The organism is Pseudomonas sp. MF08831, assembly GCF_059862645.1.
On sequence record NZ_JCBCUX010000001.1, the window covers coordinates 491,799 to 508,640 of the forward strand.

16 protein-coding genes, 4 tRNA genes and 1 riboswitch are annotated in these 16,842 nt (G+C 58.3%); of the genes, 12 read left to right on the forward strand and 8 right to left on the reverse strand.

The genetic code is table 11. The features are described 5' to 3' along the window. Positions 1–68: 68 nt before the first annotated feature. A complete protein-coding gene (locus tag AC19YS_RS02315) occupies positions 69–575 on the reverse strand; it encodes a 6,7-dimethyl-8-ribityllumazine synthase (RefSeq protein ID WP_119741967.1) in 507 nt (168 codons plus the stop codon). Between the two features lie 113 nt (positions 576–688). After that, a riboswitch (FMN riboswitch) is annotated at positions 689–858 on the reverse strand. 192 nt (positions 859–1,050) lie between these two features. Here AC19YS_RS02315 and ltaE point away from each other — a divergent pair. The 8 genes from ltaE (at position 1,051) to mgtE (ending at position 8,792) form a co-directional block, all read left to right on the forward strand. Then, entirely contained in the window at positions 1,051–2,055 is a 1,005-nt protein-coding gene (gene ltaE, locus AC19YS_RS02320; protein ID WP_500600798.1) for a low-specificity L-threonine aldolase, read from the forward strand. 146 nt (positions 2,056–2,201) lie between these two features. Then, positions 2,202–4,820 (forward strand): alanine--tRNA ligase, encoded by a 2,619-nt coding sequence (gene alaS / locus AC19YS_RS02325; protein ID WP_500600800.1) that lies wholly within the window; start codon positions 2,202–2,204, stop codon positions 4,818–4,820. A 97-nt stretch (positions 4,821–4,917) separates the two neighbouring features. After that, the gene (locus AC19YS_RS02330; RefSeq protein ID WP_056861669.1) at positions 4,918–6,159 is read left to right on the forward strand and encodes an aspartate kinase; all 1,242 of its coding nucleotides are present in this window, start codon (positions 4,918–4,920) and stop codon (positions 6,157–6,159) included. Positions 6,160–6,334: 175 nt separating this feature from the next. Next, positions 6,335–6,523, forward strand: coding sequence for a carbon storage regulator CsrA (gene csrA / locus AC19YS_RS02335; RefSeq protein ID WP_003175645.1), 189 nt, complete (start codon positions 6,335–6,337; stop codon positions 6,521–6,523). Positions 6,524–6,585: 62 nt separating this feature from the next. Beyond that, positions 6,586–6,676 (forward strand) — tRNA-Ser (locus AC19YS_RS02340). Between the two features lie 108 nt (positions 6,677–6,784). Then, positions 6,785–6,861, forward strand: a tRNA-Arg gene (locus tag AC19YS_RS02345). 72 nt (positions 6,862–6,933) lie between these two features. Then, positions 6,934–7,010, forward strand: a tRNA-Arg gene (locus AC19YS_RS02350). Between the two features lie 339 nt (positions 7,011–7,349). Beyond that, positions 7,350–8,792 carry a magnesium transporter gene (mgtE, locus tag AC19YS_RS02355; RefSeq protein WP_053257609.1) on the forward strand — a complete coding sequence of 481 codons (1,443 nt, stop codon included), beginning with the start codon at positions 7,350–7,352 and terminating at the stop codon, positions 8,790–8,792. 116 nt (positions 8,793–8,908) lie between these two features. Here the strand turns inward: mgtE and AC19YS_RS02360 are convergent, their stop codons facing one another. From AC19YS_RS02360 to AC19YS_RS02370, 3 genes are all read right to left on the reverse strand, one after another. Further along, entirely contained in the window at positions 8,909–9,235 is a 327-nt protein-coding gene (locus tag AC19YS_RS02360; RefSeq protein WP_003193592.1) for an Arc family DNA-binding protein, read from the reverse strand. 392 nt (positions 9,236–9,627) lie between these two features. Then, positions 9,628–9,807 (reverse strand): PA3371 family protein, encoded by a 180-nt coding sequence (locus AC19YS_RS02365; protein ID WP_500600801.1) that lies wholly within the window; start codon positions 9,805–9,807, stop codon positions 9,628–9,630. Between the two features lie 10 nt (positions 9,808–9,817). Beyond that, entirely contained in the window at positions 9,818–10,045 is a 228-nt protein-coding gene (locus AC19YS_RS02370) for a hypothetical protein (RefSeq protein ID WP_500600802.1), read from the reverse strand. 327 nt (positions 10,046–10,372) lie between these two features. Between AC19YS_RS02370 and AC19YS_RS02375 the strand changes: the two genes are divergently transcribed. Beyond that, positions 10,373–10,449: transfer RNA gene (locus tag AC19YS_RS02375), tRNA-Arg, on the forward strand. A 280-nt stretch (positions 10,450–10,729) separates the two neighbouring features. Further along, a complete protein-coding gene (locus AC19YS_RS02380; RefSeq protein ID WP_500600804.1) occupies positions 10,730–12,115 on the forward strand; it encodes an MFS transporter in 1,386 nt (461 codons plus the stop codon). A gap of 60 nt (positions 12,116–12,175) precedes the next feature. On the opposite strand, the gene AC19YS_RS02385 is transcribed toward AC19YS_RS02380, so the two are convergent. The 4 genes from AC19YS_RS02385 to flgA form a co-directional block, all read right to left on the reverse strand. Beyond that, positions 12,176–12,925, reverse strand: a complete 750-nt coding sequence (locus AC19YS_RS02385; RefSeq protein ID WP_500600806.1) for a flagellar brake protein — start codon at positions 12,923–12,925, stop codon at positions 12,176–12,178. Between the two features lie 96 nt (positions 12,926–13,021). After that, positions 13,022–13,492 carry a flagella synthesis protein FlgN gene (locus tag AC19YS_RS02390; RefSeq protein WP_106576129.1) on the reverse strand — a complete coding sequence of 157 codons (471 nt, stop codon included), beginning with the start codon at positions 13,490–13,492 and terminating at the stop codon, positions 13,022–13,024. Between the two features lie 48 nt (positions 13,493–13,540). Next, positions 13,541–13,864, reverse strand: a complete 324-nt coding sequence (gene flgM, locus AC19YS_RS02395; protein ID WP_106576130.1) for a flagellar biosynthesis anti-sigma factor FlgM — start codon at positions 13,862–13,864, stop codon at positions 13,541–13,543. 142 nt (positions 13,865–14,006) lie between these two features. Then, on the reverse strand, positions 14,007–14,765 hold the full coding sequence (gene flgA / locus AC19YS_RS02400) for a flagellar basal body P-ring formation chaperone FlgA (RefSeq protein WP_500600807.1): 759 nt from the start codon (positions 14,763–14,765) through the stop codon (positions 14,007–14,009). An 81-nt stretch (positions 14,766–14,846) separates the two neighbouring features. Between flgA and AC19YS_RS02405 the strand changes: the two genes are divergently transcribed. Together AC19YS_RS02405 and cheR are read left to right on the forward strand one after the other, a co-directional pair. Further along, positions 14,847–15,779 carry a chemotaxis protein CheV gene (locus AC19YS_RS02405; protein ID WP_106576132.1) on the forward strand — a complete coding sequence of 311 codons (933 nt, stop codon included), beginning with the start codon at positions 14,847–14,849 and terminating at the stop codon, positions 15,777–15,779. Positions 15,780–15,822: 43 nt separating this feature from the next. Further along, the gene (gene cheR / locus AC19YS_RS02410; RefSeq protein WP_200622880.1) at positions 15,823–16,650 is read left to right on the forward strand and encodes a protein-glutamate O-methyltransferase CheR; all 828 of its coding nucleotides are present in this window, start codon (positions 15,823–15,825) and stop codon (positions 16,648–16,650) included. Positions 16,651–16,842 lie beyond the last annotated feature (192 nt).

Genomic DNA, 16,842 nt, shown 5'->3' on the forward strand with positions numbered 1-16,842 from the left:
GCGGTGGTAGATGCTTGAACGAAAAACGCCCCGCTCACCAGGGTGGGCGGGGCGTTTTCGGGGGCGACTTACACCGCCAGTTTCTGCTCGCTGCGACGGATTGCACGCACTTTGTGCAAGGTGTCGGCGCAGGTGCGCGCGGCTTCCTGGCCCTTGTGGACGAAGTGCTCGTAGAAGAAGGTGTGGTGTTCGCTGCCCGCGTGGAAGTGATGCGGCGTCAGGGACACCGAGAACACCGGCACTTCGGTTTCCAGCTGCACTTGCATCAGGCCACTGACCACCGATTGGGCGACGAATTCGTGACGGTAGATGCCGCCGTCCACCACCAGTGCGGCTGCGACGATGCCGGCATAGCGGCCGGTCTTGGCCAGCAGCTTGGCGTGCAGGGGCAGTTCAAAGGCGCCGCCGACTTCGAAGAAATCGATGTCCGATTCCTGGTAGCCCTGGGCGATCATTTCGGCGAGGAAGCCTTTACGCGATTGGTCGACAATATCCTTGTGCCAGCAGGCCTGGATAAACGCGACGCGCTCGCCGTGATGGTTCTTGAGTTTGCTGTCGATTGCGGTGGGTTGCATGTTCTGACTCCTGTTTAAGAAAAAAACAGGGCGTTATGAATCGAATGGGATTTAAGGGTACGAACCACTGCCTCATGCAAGCATGAACCCAGCGCGCGGCCCTTAGGTGCCAATCCCGTTCTCTCTTCATCCGGACTATGACCGTCGGCCCCGGGATCACACCGGGTCTGCTGACCTTGTCGCCGTCCTGCGTGAGCAGTTCGAGGCGCCAAGCGCTCGCGGGCTATGCACATTGCGTGCAATTACCGCCGGTGGGGAATTACACCCCGCCCTGAGAACGTTGCCACCAGAACCCTGGCGGCGGAGAGTTTTTAACATGGTTTTTCAAAAACTGCACGAGCGCCGTATTGATAACCTATATCGGTTTGTTTGGTTGGTATTCGATTGAAGCCAATTGGGGCTTGATATTCCGTGGCTTTGCCCGCAGTAATCACCCACAAGAGCACATCACATTACCCCGTTAGAGGCCTGTTTCATGTCTGTGATCGACCTGCGTAGCGACACCGTGACCCAACCCAGCCCCGGCATGCTCGACGCGATGGCCAGCGCCGTCAGTGGTGATGACGTCTACGGCGAAGACCCCAGCGTCAATCTGCTGGAGGCCGAGATGGCCAAGCGTCTGGGGTTCGAAGCTGCGCTGTTCGTGCCCACCGGCACCATGAGCAACCTGCTGGCGTTGATGGCTCACTGTGAGCGTGGCGAGGAATACATCGTCGGCCAACAGGCCCACACCTACAAATACGAAGGCGGTGGCGCGGCGGTACTCGGATCGATCCAGCCGCAGCCGCTGGAGGTGCAGGCGGACGGCTCGCTGGACCTGGACCATGTGCTGGCGGCGATCAAACCGGATGACTTCCACTTTGCCCGCACCCGCCTGCTGGCGCTGGAAAACACCATGCAAGGCAAGGTACTGGCGCTGGACTACCTGGCGAAAGCGCGGGCGTTTACCCGTGAGCATGGGCTGTCGCTGCACCTGGATGGCGCGCGGATCTACAACGCCGCGGTCAAGCTTGGGGTGGACGCGCGGGAAATTGCTCAGCACTTCGACTCGGTTTCAGTGTGCCTGTCCAAGGGCCTTGGTGCACCGATTGGCTCGGTGTTGTGCGGCTCGCGCGCGTTGATCGCCAAGGCGCGTCGTCTGCGCAAAATGGTCGGCGGCGGTATGCGCCAGGCCGGCTCGCTGGCGGCGGCCGGGCTGTATGCCCTGGATCATCAGGTGCAGCGCCTGGCCGATGACCACGCCAACGCCCAGTGGCTGGGCGATGAACTGCGCAAGATCGGTTATGCGGTGGAGCCGGTGCAGACCAACATGGTCTATGTACAGATCGGTGAACGCGCCGACCCGTTGAAAGCCTTTGCTGCCGAGCGCGGCATCAAGTTGAGCGCCGCGCCGCGTCTGCGCATGGTCACTCACCTGGATGTCAGCCGGGCACAGATCGAGCAAGTCGTGCAGACATTTGCCGAGTTTTCACGCAAATGACGGTGCAGACCGTCTAATTGACTGTTTCTATCACATAAACACGCTGTACCACCGGCAAAGGGCCGATATAATGCGGCCCTTTGCCGTCGCTCCGTCTGATGATGTTGCGCACTGGCCTTTGGCCGCAGACTCCGTGGAAGAACCTAATGAAAAGCGCAGAAATCCGTGAAGCCTTCCTTCGCTTCTTCGAAGAGCAAGGCCACACCCGTGTAGCCTCCAGCTCCTTGATCCCAGGCAATGACCCCACCCTGCTGTTCACTAACGCGGGGATGAACCAGTTCAAGGACTGCTTCCTGGGCCAGGAAAAGCGCGCCTACACCCGCGCGACCAGCAGCCAGAAGTGCGTGCGCGCCGGCGGCAAGAACAGCGACCTGGAAAACGTCGGTTACACCGCCCGTCACCACACCTTTTTCGAGATGCTGGGTAACTTCAGCTTCGGCGACTATTTCAAGAAAGATGCGATTACTTTCGCCTGGACCTTCCTGACCGGCGTGTTGAAGCTGCCAAAGGAAAAACTCTGGGTCACCGTCTACGCCACGGACGACGAAGCGTATGACATCTGGACCAAAGAAGTCGGCGTGCCGGTCGAGCGCATGATTCGCATCGGCGACAACAAGGGCGCGCCTTACGCCTCCGATAACTTCTGGACCATGGGCGATACCGGCCCATGCGGCCCGTGCACCGAGATTTTCTACGATCACGGCGCCGACATCTGGGGCGGCCCACCGGGCTCGCCGGAAGAAGACGGTGACCGTTACATCGAGATCTGGAACAACGTGTTCATGCAGTTCAACCGCACCGCCGATGGCGTGTTGCATCCGCTGCCAGCCCCGTCGGTCGACACCGGCATGGGCCTGGAGCGGATCAGTGCGGTGATGCAGCACGTTCACTCCAACTATGAAATCGACCTGTTCACCAACCTGCTAAGCGCATCGGCCGCCGCCATCGGCTGCGCCAACGAAGGTCAGTCTTCGCTCAAGGTGGTGTCTGACCACATCCGCTCCTGCAGCTTCCTGATCGCCGACGGCGTACTGCCATCGAACGAAGGCCGCGGCTACGTGCTGCGCCGGATCATCCGTCGCGCCTGCCGTCACGGTAACAAGTTGGGTGCCAGCGGCAGCTTCTTCTACAAAATCGTTGCCGCGCTGGTGGCCGAGATGGGCGATGCCTTCCCGGAACTCAAGCAGCAGCAGTCCAACATCGAGCGCGTGCTCAAGGCTGAAGAAGAGCAGTTCTCCAAGACCCTGGAACACGGCTTGAAGATTCTGGAGCAGGACCTGGCCGAGCTCAAAGGCACCGTGGTGCCGGGCGACGTGGTGTTCAAGCTGTACGACACCTACGGTTTCCCTATGGACCTGACTGCCGACATCGCCCGCGAGCGCGAGCTGACCGTCGATGAAGTGGGTTTTGAGCGTGAGATGGAAGCCCAGCGCGTGCGCGCTCGCTCTGCCAGCTCCTTTGGTCTGGACTACAACACGCTGGTCAAGGTTGATGTGCCTACCGAGTTCATCGGCTACAAGGCGACCGTTGGCGCGGCGAAGATCGTGGCCATTTATAAAGACGGCAAATCGGTCGACGTGCTCAATGAAGGCGAAGAGGCTGTTGTGGTCCTGGACCAGACGCCGTTCTACGCCGAATCCGGTGGCCAGGTGGGCGATTGCGGCTACCTGAGCTCGACGTCCGGTCGTTTTGAGGTGCGCGACACCACCAAGACCGGCGGCGCATTCCTGCACCACGGCGTGTTGGTGTTGGGCAACTTGACCGTCGGCGCGCCGGTAGACACTCAGGTGGATGCCGACGTGCGGCATGCAACTGCTTTGAACCACTCCGCCACTCACTTGCTGCACGCCGCTTTGCGTCAGGTGCTGGGTGAGCACGTGCAGCAGAAGGGTTCGTTGGTTGATAGCCAGCGCCTGCGTTTCGACTTCAGCCACTTTGAAGCGATCAAGCCTGAGCAGATCAAGGCGCTGGAAGACATTGTCAACGCCGAAATTCGCAAGAATACCCCGGTGGAAACCGAAGAAACCGACATCGAAACCGCCAAAAACAAAGGCGCCATGGCGCTGTTTGGCGAGAAGTACGGCGACGAAGTACGCGTACTGAGCATGGGCGGCAGCTTCTCGGTGGAGCTGTGTGGCGGTATCCACGCCAACCGTACCGGCGACATCGGTTTGCTGAAAATCATCAGCGAGGGCGGTGTGGCCTCGGGTGTACGTCGTATCGAAGCGGTCACCGGTGCTGCGGCCCTGGCCTACCTCAATGCGGCCGAAGAACAACTCAAGGAAGCGGCCAGCCTGGTCAAGGGCAGCCGCGACAACCTGATCGACAAGCTCTCTGGGGTACTGGAGCGCAACCGCCAGCTGGAAAAACAGCTGGAGCAGTTGCAGGCCAAGGCCGCCAGCGCAGCGGGCGACGATCTGTCGGCCTCTGCCCTGGACGTCAAGGGCGTGAAGGTCCTGGCCGTGCGCCTGGATGGTCAGGACGGCAAGGCGCTGTTGGCCTTGGTCGATCAGTTGAAGAACAAGCTCGGCCGCGCAGTGATCCTGCTCGGCAGTGTCCATGAGGATAAGGTCGTTCTGGTTGCCGGTGTAACCAAAGACCTGACTGGCCAACTCAAGGCTGGTGATTTGATGAAGCAAGCCGCTGCGGCAGTGGGCGGGAAGGGCGGCGGTCGTCCGGACATGGCGCAAGGCGGTGGTGTAGACGCCGGTGCCCTGGACGCGGCCCTGGCCCTGACTGTGCCGTTTGTCGAGGCCGGTATTTAAGGCGCTGTTAATGAGCCCATGGTCTAGTCATGGGCTTGTTCAGTTGCTGGAAGATTTGTTTATTGGGCGCCCCTTTACGGGCTGAGGCGGCTTAGAAATGGCTTTGATCGTACAGAAATTCGGAGGCACCTCGGTCGGTTCTGTCGAAAGAATCGAGCAGGTCGCCGACAAGGTTAAGAAATTCCGCGACGCCGGCGACGACCTGGTGGTGGTGCTGTCGGCCATGAGCGGCGAGACCAATCGCCTGATCGATCTGGCCAAGGCGATCAGCGGTGATCAACAGCCGCTGCCGCGTGAGCTGGATGTGATCGTGTCCACCGGTGAACAGGTCACTATTGCCCTGTTGGCCATGGCGCTGAACAAGCGTGGTGTACCGGCGGTGTCCTACACTGGCAGCCAGGTGCGCATCCTGACCGACAGTGCACATACCAAGGCGCGCATCCTGCAGATTGATGATCAGAAAATCCGCACAGATCTGAAAGCCGGGCGCGTGGTAGTTGTAGCCGGTTTCCAGGGTGTGGACGAGCAGGGCAATATCACGACCCTGGGGCGTGGCGGTTCAGACACCACCGGCGTGGCGCTGGCGGCGGCCCTCAAGGCTGACGAATGCCAGATCTATACCGATGTGGACGGCGTCTACACCACCGACCCGCGTGTGGTGTCCGTGGCCCAGCGTCTGGACAAGATCACCTTTGAAGAGATGCTGGAAATGGCCAGTCTCGGTTCCAAGGTGCTGCAGATCCGCGCGGTGGAGTTCGCAGGCAAGTACAACGTTCCGCTGCGCGTATTGCACAGCTTCAAAGAGGGTCCGGGCACCCTCATTACTATTGATGAAGAGGAATCCATGGAACAGCCGATCATTTCCGGCATCGCTTTCAACCGCGATGAGGCCAAGCTGACGATCCGTGGCGTGCCGGATACTCCGGGCGTGGCCTTCAAGATCCTCGGTCCTATCAGTGGCGCGAACATTGAAGTCGACATGATCGTGCAAAACGTTTCGCACGATAACACCACCGATTTCACCTTCACCGTGCACCGTAACGAGTACGATGCGGCGGAGCGGATCCTGCAGAACACGGCGAGCGAGATTGGCGCCCGTGAAGTAGTCGGCGATACCAAGATTGCCAAAGTGTCGATCGTGGGCGTAGGCATGCGTTCTCATGCCGGCGTTGCCAGCCGCATGTTTGAGGCGCTGGCCAAGGAAAGCATCAACATCCAGATGATCTCCACCTCGGAAATCAAAGTCTCGGTGGTGATCGAAGAGAAGTACCTGGAACTGGCTGTACGCGCGCTGCATACCGCTTTTGAGCTGGACGCTCCGGCCCGACAGGGCGAGTGATGCGATGCCAGGAAGGCGCGGTTTACCGCGCCTTTCATTTTTTTGTGGGGCGCATGGTCTTTTGCGTGTGCTCGACAATACTTAGGCCGTTAGGGCTGCGGCTTTCACGTCGTAGGTCGAACGCCTTTTTTTTGCAGACTGTTGTTCCTGAACTGAAATGCGTGAGGAGAAAGGTATGCTGATTCTGACTCGTCGGTGCGCAGAAAGCCTGATTATCGGTGATGGCGAAATCACCGTGACCGTGCTCGGCGTCAAAGGCAATCAAGTACGTATCGGGGTTAACGCTCCGAAAGAGGTAGCGGTCCACCGCGAGGAAATTTACCTGCGGATCAAGAAAGAGAAGGACGAAGAACCAAGCCTTTAATTTTTATCGTTTTTTATGTTTGCAAACGGGGATGAACGTGGTTAATATACGCCCCGTGTTGCGGAGAGCTGGCCGAGTGGCCGAAGGCGCTCCCCTGCTAAGGGAGTACACCTCAAAAGGGTGTCGGGGGTTCGAATCCCCCGTTCTCCGCCATTATTTGCTTAGTACGTTGCAATCTGGTTTTTTCGGTAAGTTGTTGAAATTACTCGAAAAAATAGCTTTACATAGAGATTGAACGGCCTATAATGCGCGGCAACAAATGCACTCGTAGCTCAGCTGGATAGAGTACTCGGCTACGAACCGAGCGGTCACAGGTTCGAATCCTGTCGAGTGCACCATTTAAGAGTCAATTGCAGCAATGCAGGTGACTCGGCTTCAACCAGTTGTGATCTGGTCTAAAAACACAATTTGCACTCGTAGCTCAGCTGGATAGAGTACTCGGCTACGAACCGAGCGGTCACAGGTTCGAATCCTGTCGAGTGCACCATACAAACAAAAAGCCCGCCTAGTGCGGGCTTTTTGCCGTCTGGGGTTTGTGTGGGATTTTATCTTTTTCTCCTGTGCCATGTGTTTTCCTTATTCGCCGTGTCGTCGCAGTTCATAGATGCAGCCAATGCTCAGCTTTGGCTCGCAAGCGCTTGTTCTTTCCAGTTTTTTAACGTTTAAACCGGACGCACGGTGTATCATTGCGCCCGTCAGCCCCGCCGGGGCTTGTGGAATACCTCCATGGACTTACCCAGTAGTTACTTAGTACCCCGTTTTACCAATCATGAATTGACTGATTGATCCTTCCGGCGTGCCCCGCTGCTGGGAGTGGAGTTCGCCTATGACCGAAGTAGAAGTAAAGAAAACACAAGACAGCCTGCAGGATCGCCTGGCTCAAGTTATTGAGCTGCTGCAGCGCCAGCGCGTGGTCGAAGACCTCACGCACCGCCAGGAAGGTCCGCATCACGACCGCGTCGAAAACCTGGTGCACCGGCAGAACCTCGTCGAGCTGCAACGCAAGCTCGATGACCTGCACTCCGCCGACGTTGCTTATATCCTCGAAGCCTTGCCGCTGGATGATCGACTGACCCTCTGGCAGTTGGTCAAGGCCGACCGCGACGGCGATATTCTCCTTGAGGTATCCGACTCGGTCCGTGAAACCCTGATCGCCGACATGGACGATCATGAGCTCCTGGCTGCAGCCAAGGAGATGGACGCCGACGAACTGGCCGACCTGGCCCCTGAGCTGCCCCGTGATGTTGTCCATGAGCTGATGGAAGCGCTCGACAGCCAGCAGCGTGAGCGAGTGCGCTCCGCGCTGTCCTACGACGAGGACCAGGTCGGCGCGTTGATGGACTTCGAGATGGTCACCATCCGCGAAGACGTCAGCCTGGAAGTAGTGCTGCGTTATCTGCGTCGCCTGAAAGAGTTGCCCGGTCACACCGACAAATTGTTTGTGGTCGACTACGAAGGCATCCTCAAGGGCGTGCTGCCAATCAAGCGTCTGCTGGTAAATGATCCGGACAAGAAAGTTGCGGATTTGATGGCCAGCGATACCGTGAGCTTTCACCCGGATGAGGATGCCTACGAGGCGGCGCAGGCGTTTGAGCGTTACGACTTGATCTCGGCGCCGGTGGTCGACAAGAACGGCAAGCTGATTGGCCGTTTGACCATCGACGAAATGGTCGACCTGATTCGTGAAGAGAGTGAAACCGAAGTCCTCAACATGGCCGGTTTGCGTGAAGAGGAAGACATTTTTGCGTCGGTCTGGCGCTCTCTGCATAACCGTTGGGCCTGGCTGGCGATCAACCTGATCACAGCCTTCATCGCCTCGCGCGTGATCGGGCTGTTCGAAGGTTCGATCGAGAAGCTGGTGGCCTTGGCGGCGCTGATGCCGATTGTGGCGGGTATCGGCGGCAACTCCGGTAACCAGACGATCACGATGATTGTGCGTGCGATGGCATTGGACCAAGTGAGTACGGCCAATTCCTCGCGACTGTTGCGCAAAGAGTTGGCCGTGGGCCTGATTAATGGCCTGGTGTGGGGTGGCGTGATCGGCGTGGTGGCTTACTTGCTGTATGGCAGTTGGTCGCTTGGCGTTGTGATGACCGCCGCGATGACCCTCAACCTGCTACTGGCGGCGTTGATGGGGGTGTTAATCCCCATGACCCTGGCGCGCCTTGGGCGTGATCCGGCGATGGGTGCCAGTGTGATGATCACTGCCATGACCGACAGCGGCGGCTTCTTCATCTTCCTGGGCCTGGCGACGATCTTTCTGCTCTGATCCCCCTCGGCGGGAGCACCTCTGCTCCCGCTTTGCTGTCTGTTCTCGACACTCCTTGATCAAATCGCAGGCAAAAAAAAGCCAGCACATGGCTGGCTTCGGCTTTCAACTGCAGATCAATTGGCTTCTGCGGCCGCCTCGACGTCGTGCGCAATAAGCGAGACGAGAGCATTTTGCTGGCGGTGGGAGAGCTGACGAAAACGCTGCAGCAGTTCGCGTTCGTGCAGTGACAGCTCGGGGCTGTCCAGGCGCATGCTCAACTCTTCGCCCAGCGCACCTTCCTGAATAAGGCTCTGTTCCAGGCGCGCGATGATTTCGGAGTTCATGCTGCGGTGATGATTGCGAGCCACCTCGGCAATGCGTTCCCGCATTCCGTCTGGCAGACGTACGACGAACTTGTCAGCCGTACGGCTGGAATAAATTGCCTGTTTCAATGGGCGCATATATTTAACCGGTTAGTTCAGGGGAGCGGTTTTTGGAATTGGCCGCAAGATGAGTGTTAAGACAAGGCTCACGACCAAAGTTCAACCCGAATTACAAAGAGGCCGCATCATGCCTCAGATTTGACAGTTCCTTGGCGTCAATTCTGTGACAAATATTGAACTGCCTAAAGGCTTTATGCCAGCACTCATTTGCATTTTTGCGGACTGGTTTGAAAACTTTTCAATGAGTAATTCCGCAAAGGAACTTCTCGCAAGTCCAGGCCGCGACGGGGTTTGAGGCCGCACATCCTATAGCAATATGGCCTTTTGCCCTCGTGTTTAAGACTAGTGGCAATTTGCCGATTTACTAGCACGAGGCGACATAAGGTAGGGGGATAAGCAGGAGGGAAGGATCAGCGCAAGACGGGGTCGAATTTGATTCTGCGGCCCACGATGAGCGTCAGCAGCAGCAGGCTTGCACATACACCGGCAGCAACAAAAGCAATGGTTTGCGCATCTTGAGCATCGGCGCCAAGGCCTGCGATGCCGGTTGCAACGGTCAGGCACAAAAACAGCCAGGCAGATTTAGTCATTCACGATCCCTCAGAAAACCCAGTGTTCAGATGCTGGCGCGGCCTGACTGCCCTGGGTCAGGTGGACCGGCGATTGTGCATTGGGCGTCATCACCGCCAATTGTGGGCGTTGTTGCAAGTGGTGCGGCACCGCCTGGCTGATATGTGCAGGATCATTGCTGCCAGTCGATTGAAAATGGAAGGTCACCAGTGCAGCGAGGGCTACGGTGTTGAGGGCTAACAGAAGGGCACTGTTCATGGTCATGTTCTCCGCTTAACGCCGTGGCCGATTAGGTTTTGTAGGAGAAGTATTGCAGGTCTCGTGCCAAACTATTATTTCAATAAAATCAGTGCCTTAAGTCTACTTTAATGGCCCGTAAGGTTGCAATTTGCAATGCTGGCATTTTGGGGGAGTGCATTTTGCACGACGGAGACGGATCCCCCGGTTTTACGGGCTCAGACGGCGCTCTGCAGAACAAGGACAGGCCTACGCGCAAAAAGCCAACGGACGACATGACAAAACCTACCTCGGCCGTTAACATGCACGCCGTCCGTCGCCGCGCCCCTGGTCCGGTGGCTGTCATTTGTCCCAGTAGCTCAATTGGATAGAGCATCCCCCTCCTAAGGGGAAGGTTGGCCGTTCGAACCGGCCCTGGGACACCAGATTCAGCACCTGTGAAAAAGCCCCGCCCAGAGCGCTCTGGCGGGGCTTTTTTGTGCGCGCTTGGTGAACACCGGTCGAACCTTGCCGCCGTTGAGGGTTCACAGCAGGTGCGCGGTGTATTTATCGCAAACTGTGTACCTTGCACACGGCCAGGCAGCGTCTGAGCCATATGCAAAATATTCCCCGGATACAGCCGATATCGCCTGTCCGGACCCGGCAACCCCGGACTATCATGCCGATAGCCCTGACTCTCACTGCAAGGAGCCGCTCGGAACGCCGATGCGCCAGATCTGGAAATCTTTTCGAGCCCTTTATTTCGCCTCCTTGATGATGTTGATCGGGTCCGGCCTGCTCAGCACCTACCTTGCCTTGCGCCTGGCAGCCGACCACGTCGACAGCCTGTGGGTGGGTGCGCTGATGGCGGCTAACTACTTTGGCCTGGTGCTGGGCGGCAAGATCGGGCACCGCCTGATCGCTCGCGTCGGGCACATTCGCGCCTATGCCACCTGCGCCGGGATTGTCGGGGCGGCCGTTTTGGGCCATGGCCTGATCAACTGGCTGCCCGCCTGGATCGTACTGCGGATGATCGTGGGCCTGGGGATGATGTGCCAGTACATGGTCATCGAGAGCTGGCTCAATGAGCAGGCGGACGCCAAGCAGCGTGGCGTGGTGTTCAGCGGTTATATGATTGCCTCCTACCTTGGGCTGGTGCTGGGTCAACTGATCCTGGTGATGCACCCGGAACTCGGCCTCGAGCTGCTGATGTTGGTCGCGCTGTGCTTCGCCCTGTGCCTGGTGCCGGTCGCCATGACCCGGCGCATTCACCCGGCGCCTTTGCATCCTGCGCCAATGGAGCCGCGCTTCTTTATAAAGCGCGTGCCTCAGTCACTTAGTACCGTGCTGGGCGCGGGGCTGATCGTCGGTTCGTTCTATGGTCTGGCGCCGCTCTATGCTTCGCAGCAAGGCCTGACTACCGAGCAAGTGGGTCTGTTCATGGGTAGCTGCATTTTCGCCGGGCTGGTGGTGCAGTGGCCTTTGGGCTGGCTGTCGGACCGTTATGACCGCGCCTTGCTGATTCGGTGTTTTGCCTTGTGCCTGGCAGTGGCGGCGTTGCCGCTGGCGCTGCTGACCAAGGTGCCTCTGGAAGTGCTGTTCGTGGCCGGGTTCTTGTGTTCCCTGGTGCAGTTCTGCCTTTATCCGTTGGCGGTGGCGTTCTCCAATGACCACGTCGAGGGCGATCGGCGGGTGTCGTTGACCGCGATGTTGCTGGTCACCTACGGCATCGGCGCCAGTGTCGGACCGTTGCTGGCGGGCGTGGTCATGAAGCTCTTCGGCAGCCATATGTTGTATGCGTTTTTCAGCCTGTGTGCGTTGATTCTGGTGTGGCGTATCCGGCCGAAGGCGGTGACCAACCTGCACCAAGTGGACGATGCGCCGCTGCACCACGTGGCGATGCCTGACAGCATGTCCAGCTCGCCGCTGGTGGCATGCCTGGATCCCCGGGTAGATGAGGCGGTGGTGCAGGAGCAAATGCAGACTACCGTGCCCGATCCTGAACCTGACGCTGATCCACAGCCGACCGCAGACGAGCCAGCCTTCGAAGGCCCGCCGGAACCTCTGGGGCCGGAGGAACACCCTCACGATTTGAGCAGGGCGCGCCCCTGAATGCAAAAACGGGCAGATCCCATCAGGATCTGCCCGTTTTTTTGCCCCGATCGTTAACGCTTAGAGATCGTCGTCCTTGTCAAAGCGTCGCGCCTCGCGCTGCAGCTGATACACAAACCGCTCCACCTGGCGCTGCACCAGCCCGCTCATGTTGTGAAAGCGCACACCGGCGAAGGTGGTGTTGATCTTGTCTTCGAAGTGCAGGTAACGCAGCTCGACAGAGGTGGTCATGCTGCCAAAGGGCAGGGCGGCAATAAAACGGTCATAGACCTGGCCCAGTTGCAGGCGCTCGGAAATGTCGCCTTCAAAGCGCAATTTGCAGCCGGTGGCGGAAATGTCCAGGAGCTTGCCGCTGATCGGCGCCTTGAGCTTCTCGCCGCCCAGTTCGATGCTGACCAGTTGTGCCAGCTTCAACGCCGCGCGAAAGGCATTGCGGCGTTGGTGGTAGACCACCTCGTCGGGCATGCTGCCGGTGTAGATGCGGTGGCCGTCTTTTTCACTGATGGTCAGTGTGCCGTTGCTTTCCCAGGCGACGCGTACGCCATCGTGGAAGCCTTCGATGCGGAAAGGTTCGCCCTTCTCGAGGTAGCGTTCACCGTCACGCGGAATCATTTCGTCCAGGATCAGCGTCTTGCTGTCCCGGTCAACGTCCACCAGGTAGCTCTGAAAGCGCTGGCTGCGTTCATGGAATGTAATGATCAGTGGATCATGGCTTTCTTGCAGCATCCGCAATGTGCTGGCGATTTCCAGAGGCGTGGCGAGCACCTTGGGTGGCTGCGGAGCATCTTCCGCATTAAGGGCGTTGAACACGGTTCTTCCATCTCCAGACAAAATACGACTACACGCAAGAACCGGCATTTTGCCAGCATGTAGCGCGCCTTGGATAGGGCGCGCTGTAAACCACTGTCAGGCTTGGCTGCGGGTGCTTGGCTTCACCAGGCGCGAGGTGGAACCCTGGGCGTTGTACAGCGCCGGGGGTTCTCCGCCGTGAAGTATGCGCAACTGGTTGGCAGTCGTCGCTTGCTGCAGCTGGATCGACTGACCGTTGAGCAGGTTGGCTTCCTGGCACTGGGCAAGCAATTGATTAAGTGCGGTGCTCTGCGCCAGCAACTGATCGCCCACCGAAGAGTGGCTGGCCAGTTGTGCGAGGCCGTCGTGATCAGCCGGGAGGCCCAGGCTGACAAGAATTTCGCTGCGCTTTTTGCCATGCTGTTCAAGCAGCACAATCAGCGACTGCTTGCGCGCCAGGATTTCTTCCAGCAAGCGCATGTCCCGGCCGTACAGGGCCAGGGATTCTTCCTTTAGCAGCTCGAGCAGATGTTGCGTCGGCGCCAGATCATCAATGATCAGTTGAAGCAAATGTTCGTCGTGGTGCATGGCTGGCCTTGGGTTTTAAGCGTCCAAAAGCCCTGCGCAGGCCTTCGCCTAGCGCTCGGCTTCGAAGTTGAGCAGCTTGCTGGCTACACGGTTGCTGTCGACTTTATAGCTGCCATCGGCGATGGCCTGTTTCAACTCGGCCACACGGGCTTTATTGACAACCGGCTGGTCGCGCAGCGAGTCAGTGACCTTTTGCAACTGTTGAGCCTCATTGCTCAGGTGAACCGATTCCCCGCTCTGGCTGGCGCCGGCCTGTTCGGTCTTGGCGGGCGCTGGCTGGGCCTTGGCTTCTACGCTGTCCTTGGCACCGCTGGTGCGCGTATTGCCGGGCAATGCCGGGGTGTTATTCAAACGACTGAAATCGATGACCATGATAAAAAAACCTCTGGGTATTTGGACGCTTGCCATGTTTTCGGCCATACCCGGACAAACTTTAGGCTCGATTGACAATAAACCTGTACAGGTCGACATCCAACGCACAGTGTAGGAAAAGCTGGCGCTTGATACCAGTGATCTATAAAGCGACCTCGACTTGGCCTGGCGCCATCACCTGTGCCTTGATCACGCGATTGGAATTGAGGTTTTTGACCCGAATCTGTTCGCTCATGCCGCCATTGGACAGCGCCTCGCCCGGCATCTTTACCGTCAGCCCGCCGCTGCTGGCGGAAATCACCACCTGGTCGCCCTTGCGAATCACCTCAGCCTGTTCCAGATGCACCAGCGTAATCACTTGGTCGGTGACCATTGGTCGGGTAAGTTTTTGCCCGACGGCCTGGTCCACCGAGGTGAGATAACCCTGATTGATCGAGCTGATATCCCGTTCACGCAGCGCAACGTCTTCAAACCCGATGATGCCCGTCCGTTTGAGCGGACGTGTGACAACCACTACATCACGAAACAGTTTGACCTGCGCCGGGACGAACACGGTCCAGGGCGAGGCACCGTCGCAGCGCACTTTGACCGTCACGCGGCCGATGGGCTGGGCGGGGCTTTCCAGCGTGGCTGTCAATTCCTTGTCGCACATGGGCATGCGCAGGCGCGGGTCCAGCGGGTTCACCTGAATTTCATAACGCCCCGGCGCCTGCGTGGTCGTCAGATAATCTTCTACAGTGAATTCAAGAAAGCCTTGAGTGACGCCGATAAGGAGATCAGGCAAGGTGACATTATCTGCACGGGCCGTGGTGCCTGCGCCCAAGGCAAGCAATGCCAGCCAGACGCAGACAACTCTGCGGTAGCGTGGGATGCGTCGGGAAACTGTCGTTTTAAGGTTCATAAATCAATAAATAGCAAAGCTCGTGCCGTTTAGTGTTGGGTACGCGTCGTACCCCTAAGGTTTTTGCGTAGGAGTCTGGGCATGGCAGGAGTAATGGATTCAGTAAACCAGCGCACACAGCTGGTAGGGCAGAATCGCCTGGAGTTGTTGCTTTTTCGCCTGGACGGCAAGCAGCTGTACGGCATCAACGTGTTTAAAGTGCGGGAAGTGTTGCAGTGTCCCAAGCTGACGATCATGCCCAAGTCCAGTCCGGTGGTGTGTGGCGTGGCCAACATTCGTGGTGCGACCATCCCCATTCTTGACCTGGCCTTGGCCACCGGCTCTGCGGGGCTGCAGGACCGCCAGAATCCGTTCGTGATCATTACCGAATACAACACCAAGACCCAGGGTTTCCTGGTGCGCTCGGTGGAACGCATCGTCAACATGAACTGGGAGGAAATCCACCCGCCGCCCAAGGGCACGGGGCGCGATCACTACCTGACGGCGGTGACTCGGGTCGATAACCAGTTGGTGGAAATCATCGACGTGGAGAAGATCCTCGCAGAAGTGGCACCGACATCCGAATCGATTTCGGTGGGCGTCGTCGACGCCGAAACGGCGCACAAGGCAATCTCGCTGCGCGTGCTGACCGTGGACGATTCCTCGGTCGCGCGCAAACAGGTGAGCCGTTGCCTGCAAACCGTCGGCGTGGAAGTGGTGGCCCTCAACGACGGTCGCCAGGCCCTGGATTACCTGCGCAAGCTGGTGGACGAAGGCAAGAAGCCGGAAGAAGAATTTTTGATGATGATCTCCGACATCGAGATGCCGGAAATGGATGGCTACACGCTCACGGCCGAGATACGCAACGATCCACGCATGCAAAAACTGCATATCATCCTGCATACTTCGTTGTCGGGCGTATTCAATCAGGCGATGGTCAAGAAGGTCGGTGCCGATGACTTTCTGGCCAAATTCCGTCCTGATGACCTGGCATCCCGGGTAGTCGACCGGATCAAGGCAGCAGATCACGGCTAAGGGGAGTTCCCCTGGCGGTCACACGATTTAAGAGGCGGTATCATTGTCTACGGGTAATTTGGATTTCGAACAGTTCCGGATCTTCCTGGAAAAAGCCTGTGGCATATTGCTCGGTGAAAACAAGCAGTACCTGGTATCCAGCCGTCTCAACAAACTGATGGAGCAGCAGGGCATCAAGTCCCTGGGCGAGTTGGTCCAGCGTATTCAGGGCCAGCCGCGCAGTGGGCTCAAGGAAATGGTGGTGGATGCCATGACCACCAACGAAACCCTGTGGTTTCGTGACACCTACCCCTTCGAAGTGCTCAAGAACAAAGTGCTGCCGGAGGCCATCAAGGCCAGTCCGGGCCAGCGCTTGCGTATCTGGTCGGCCGCTTGCTCCTCGGGGCAGGAGCCGTACTCGATCTCGATGTCCATCGACGAGTTCGAGCGCACTAACATGGGCCAGTTGAAGGCCGGGGCGCAGATTGTCGCCACTGACTTGTCCGGCACCATGCTCACCAATTGCAAGACCGGTGAGTACGACAGCCTGGCCTTGGGCCGTGGTTTGTCTCAGGAGCGCCTGCAACGTTACTTCGACCCCAAAGGGGCGGGACGCTGGGCGGTCAAGGCACCGATCAAGAGCCGGGTAGAGTTTCGTTCGTTCAACCTGCTCGACAGCTACGCCAGCCTGGGCAAGTTCGACATGGTGTTCTGCCGCAACGTGCTGATCTATTTCTCGGCCGAAGTGAAGAAAGACATCCTGTTGCGCATCCACGGCACGCTCAAGCGTGGTGGGTACCTGTTCCTCGGTGCGTCCGAGGCGCTCAATGGGTTGCCGGACCATTACCAGATGGTGCAGTGCAGTCCCGGTATCATTTACCAGGCCAAGTGATCGGCCCATGAGCATAAAAAAACGGGAGGCCCCCAAAGGCCTCCCGTTTTTTAATGCGCGCGATTCGGCAGGCTTCATCTCGATGACTGCCTGAGCGCTGGCGTCGGCGACCGTCACCAGGTGTTCAGCCGCAAAGCGCTTCGCCGAATCCTGTTCGAACCCAGGCGACGCAATGATCAGTGTTCAGGCCGC